Source organism: Wolbachia endosymbiont of Nasonia vitripennis (genome assembly GCF_048054115.1).
Taxonomy (GTDB): domain Bacteria; phylum Pseudomonadota; class Alphaproteobacteria; order Rickettsiales; family Anaplasmataceae; genus Wolbachia.
Genome location: NZ_JAFEVF010000047.1, coordinates 1 through 5,063, shown reverse-complemented (window position 1 = coordinate 5,063; position 5,063 = coordinate 1). Strand labels below are relative to the sequence as shown.

The following is a 5,063-nucleotide window of genomic DNA, read 5'->3' as shown; positions in this document are numbered from 1 at the left end:
TCAGTTAATTCATGCCTGTCAGATCAAGTCTAAACTATTACAATTAAAGCGTCATAGATTGCTAAAACTCCATGATTGTGTAGTAATATAATATTACTTTCCTCAAGCCTTTAGCTCCTCAAACACTTCACTTGCTCTATTTAAAACAGAGTCAGGAAAACCAGCAAGTTTTGCTACATGTATTCCATATGACTCATCTGCAATGCCTTCAATTACTTCATGTAGAAAGATAACCTCTCCGTTCCATTCTTTTATTTTCATACAAAAACATTTCACATTTTCTAAGTATTCACCTACTTTAGTTAATTCATGATAATGAGTTGCAAAAATGGCGCGGCACTTATTTACATTGTGAATATGTTCAATCACTGCCTGTGCAATAGATAATCCATCATACACTCCTGTGCCCCTACCAATTTCATCAAGTATCACCAAGGAACGATCTGTTGCCTGATTTACTATCGTTGCTGTTTCGATCATCTCTACCATGAAGGTAGAATAACCAGCTGTTATATTATCTGTTGCACCAACCCTGCTAAATATCTTGTCAATCACTCCTACATGCGCACTCTCTGCTGGCACAAATGACCCCATGTGAGCTAAAACTGCAATGAGAGCGTTTTGCCTCAAGAAAGTGCTTTTTCCAGCCATATTAGGACCAGTAATTAGATGTATACCAGCTAAATTGATGCTATTTGCAATGAATTTATCGTTAACTTCAACCACTGGATGTCTTCCGCTACAGATATTGAACTCTTTGCTGTCATCAATGATGGGTTTTACGTAATTATTTTGCACTGCAAGCTCTGCAAACGCGGTTCTAATATCAAGTTTTGCCAAAGCATTTGCAGCAAGAGCAATTTTTTCAGATTCTTTAGCGACTTCACTACACAGTTCACTAAAAATTTTCATTTCTAAGCCGATTGCAGCATCACGTGCCGTAAGAATTTTATTTTCTAGTTCTTTCAATTCATTAGTAGTGTAGCGCATGCTATTTGCTAAGCTTTGTCTATGAATAAATATATCCGAAGTTATTTTGTGATTTGCCGACACTTCAACGTAATAACCGAGTATGTTGTTATGTAATATTTTAAGTGCGGCAATACCAGTTAGGTCGCGATAAGATTCACGGAGTTTGGTTATTAGTTTATTACTATTATTTAATATGTAGGATAACTCAGATAATTCTGAGTTGTATTTTGAGTGAATAAATCCTCCTTCTTTCACGGAACTGAGGTTATTATCAAGTATAGCACTATTTAACAGTTCAAATAGGTCTTTATGATTGCCAAGGCTTTTATGTATTGTGCTTAGTTCACTTTCGTCACTACTTATCACCTGAGTAGTAGACACTGGTTCCTTTTCTCTGGTCAAGCACTGGAATGACATCTGAGAGTTAATTTCTGATTTTTCACTTAAACAATAATTATGCAAGGTAGACAGAAACTCAGACAACTCTAAAGTTTTTCCTAGGCCTATTTTTAATAGGTTCATATCCTTTGGTGAACCACGCCCTAGTATTAAGCGCGATAAAGACCTCTCAATATCTGGAATGTTAGATAATATCTCTCGTATTTTTCTGCGTGGCTCATGATTATTTACAAAAAATTGAGCGGTGCTGAGCCTCAAATTAATTGCCTTAGAGCAAGCAAGGGGTGAAGCGAGCATTTGTTTGAGCAGGCGTCCACCAGAGGCTGTTACTGTGTGATCAATAACTGAAATTAGTGAACCTTTCTTTTCACCAAATTGAGTTGAAAACAACTCAAGGTTTCTCCTTGCTGAAGCATCAATAAGCATGAAATTTTGTTGCTTATAGGTTTTTGGGAATTCAAGCCTTGGAATGGAGCCCCTTTGTGTTACTCTGACATATTCAAGCAGTGCACCACACGCCATGATTTCTACTTTGCTGAAATTTCCTATACTCCCAAGTTCCCTGATTTTATAAAACTCGCATAACGTTCTGTGAGATTTACTATACTCAAAAAAGCTCTGTGCGTGTTGCGTAATTGATATTTTATAATTTTTTAAAATCGATCTAATTTTTTCGTCCTCAGTGAATTTTTCAGAAATTAATAATTCTCTTGGTGATATACGCAATAAATCACTATCTAGAGCTTTCAAACTCGTTAAAATGTGAAAAAATTTTCCCGTCGATAATTCAAGCCAACTAATAGCATATTCGTCATTTTGTTCAACTATGGATGCGAGATAATTATTGCTTTTATCCTCCAGTAGTGAATCTTCTATAATTGTACCTGGAGTTACAACTCGCACTACATCACGTTTTACTATGGATTTATAGCCCCTCTTTTTTGCTTCATCAGCAGTTTCTAATTGGTCACAGATTGCTACTTTGAATCCTAAATCTATTAGCTTGTGCAGGTAAGACTCACTACTGTGTGCTGGCACTCCACACATTGGTATTTCTTGCCCATTTGAATTGCCCCTCTTGGTTAGCACTATATTCAGCAATTTCGCAGCTTTAATAGCATCATCGAAAAACAATTCATAAAAATCGCCCAGTCTATAAAACAATAGATGATCCGTGTATTGAGCTTTCAAATTTAAATATTGCTCCATTACAGGGGTATTTTTTTCTCTTATTAAGTTCATAACATTTTTAAATATGTTAGCAGCAAACCACTTACTCTGGTGTTGGTTATTTTATTATGGATCAATAATTTTTTTTAGCTATAGTACAAAAACAAATAGTTTGAGGTAGAATTATGGAATATGAACGGTTGTTAAAAATATTAAGGACAATAAGTGACTTAAATGAGAACAATATAATCGAAAGGGTAAAAGAGGAATTGGAAAAAGAAGATCCAGACACGTATAAAAAGTGGCAAGATAATGGATTTAACATAAATTATACATTCGATGATCAAAGTACATTGTTACATATAGCTGCTAGAAATGATCTTGTAAAGATAGCAGAGCTTTTAATAAAAAAAGGGGGTAATGTTAATACAGCAGATCAAGATGGATGGAATCCTTTACACTTTGCTGCTGCAAGTGGTAGTATAGGAGTGGTAGAGATTCTCATAGCAAACGGGGCTAATGTTAATGCAGCAGATCAAGATGGGTGTACTCCTTTGCATTGTGCTGCTCACAATGGACATAAAGAGATAGTAGAACTCCTATTAGACACGGGGGCTAATGTTGATGCAGTAGGTAAAGTTAAGATAACTCCTTTACACGCTGCTGTTCGCTTTGGTTATACAGAGATAATAAAAGTTCTCATAGCAAACGGGGCTAATGTTAATACAGCAGATCAAAATGGGTGTACTCCTTTGCATTGTGCTGCTCACAATGAAAATAAAGAGATAGTAGAACTCCTATTAGACACGGGAGCTAATGTTGATGCAGTAAGTCAGGCTGAGAGTACTGCATTACATCATGCTGTTTCTGCTGAAAATTGCCAAGTGGAAATAGTAAAAGCTATCATAGAAAAGGAAGCTGCTGTTGACATAGCGGATAAATACGGGCGTACTCCGTTATGCTGGGCTATTAGAAATGGCTATTCAGAAATAGCAAGAATTCTACTTGAAAACAAAGCAGATCCTTTATTGGGACATAAAAGTTTTAACACATTAAAGCTCTTGATTGAATTAATAAAAAATGATTTTAAGCACTCTAAGAAAGCAGAAGAAACACAGCAACAAGAGGATGATGAATATGAATTGATTAAATACTCACTGGTACTTCGCAATGACTGTTCTTTAACTGATATTGCTGAAAGAGGTGCATTTGGTAAGTTGATATCTACGTGGCTTGTTGACATGTCCAACTTAACAGAGAGTCAGAAGGAGTTGAATAAAAAATTCTTAAGTACTTTTAAAGACTTTCCACATGTTACTTATAAGGATTATAAGAACGATGTTGAAAAAATTAAAAAATTTTTACTGGATCATAAAAGTAATCAAGATCTAAAAACCATCCTCAACCTTAAAAGAGGAGAATCTAAACTGACAATACTGCATATTCTATCAAGTATGGAATGTAGCAATGCGGGAGAATTCATAGATTTACTGTTGAATTCAGGTGCTGATCCTAATGAAAAGGACGACACAGGAAGAACACCTTTACATTATGCTACTCGTTCTGGTCATTGTGATACAATTATCAAATTGCTTCTAAGGAAAGGAGCTAATCTTGATATAAAGGATAAAAAAGGTAAAACCCCAATAGAATTTGCAGTTAATAATCCCAACCTTAATATTAAAGAGTACTTTTTAACTGATGATGTTATTTATGGAACTTTTCGTAAAAAAACACAAGTTGACTATAATGGAAAAAAGTATTTGTGCAAAAGTGTAAATCTATGGGGGGAGGATTTTCTACTAGATGAGCAAGATCCAGGTAAATATTTTTGTAAATTAGATGAAGTTCAAGACATAAATCAGCTAGAACAGGTTGTAAATGAAGCTATAAAATCTAGGGTAAGGTTCAATCTTACTCGTGAGGGAAATATATATGAAAATACTTATGAGAGTAGGTATAATTTTCAGATTATGTAATAAGAAGAATTAGTGAATTAAAGATTTTTCAAGGTGAAAGGGACATAGAAGTTGCTAGTCGCATAGTATGTAATTTGGTAAAAAGAGGTGCAGTATTTGAAACTCTAAGTAGTATAATTGTAATTGATAAACTAGAGAAGTTTAAAGACCACAAAGCTAATCTTAAAGAAGCACGTAAAAGCTATATACATTACTCTCTAAGGTTTTTGGAAGCTGCAAAAAACGCAACTACTGGTAAGGTAAAAGAGGCAAAAATGGACAACTTCACTTTCTACTTGAAATACTCAAAGAATAGTATAGTCGAGGTTGCAAAAATCATAAATGGAACAGATGAAAGCACAGAATTTCGAAGAGACGTGATAGCAATCGGTGAAAGCGAGACAGAAATTTTAACAGAAGGTGGGGTAAGAAATTATACTGACCTTATAGGTAATATAGTACTGACTTTTCATACTGATTTGGGAAAAGTAGATGCTAGATTGTATTCTGATGTCCAAGATTGTAATAGTTTAGACTTGATCTGACAGGCATGAATTAACTGAC

The 5,063-nt window shown here is 34.9% G+C and carries 3 protein-coding genes; 2 read left to right on the top strand and 1 reads right to left on the bottom strand.

All coding sequences use genetic code 11. From position 1 onward, the window contains the following. Window positions 1–102: 102 nt before the first annotated feature. Window positions 103–2,613 (bottom strand): DNA mismatch repair protein MutS, encoded by a 2,511-nt coding sequence (gene mutS, locus JR053_RS04860; protein ID WP_010401892.1) that lies wholly within the window; start codon window positions 2,611–2,613, stop codon window positions 103–105. Between the two features lie 113 nt (window positions 2,614–2,726). On the opposite strand from mutS, the gene JR053_RS04855 reads away from it, so the two are divergent. Continuing rightward, complete coding sequence (locus JR053_RS04855) at window positions 2,727–4,520, top strand: ankyrin repeat domain-containing protein (protein ID WP_416603738.1); 1,794 nt, start codon at window positions 2,727–2,729, stop codon at window positions 4,518–4,520. A gap of 74 nt (window positions 4,521–4,594) precedes the next feature. Further along, on the top strand, window positions 4,595–5,044 hold the full coding sequence (locus tag JR053_RS04850; protein WP_416603736.1) for a hypothetical protein: 450 nt from the start codon (window positions 4,595–4,597) through the stop codon (window positions 5,042–5,044). Window positions 5,045–5,063: the final 19 nt, after the last annotated feature.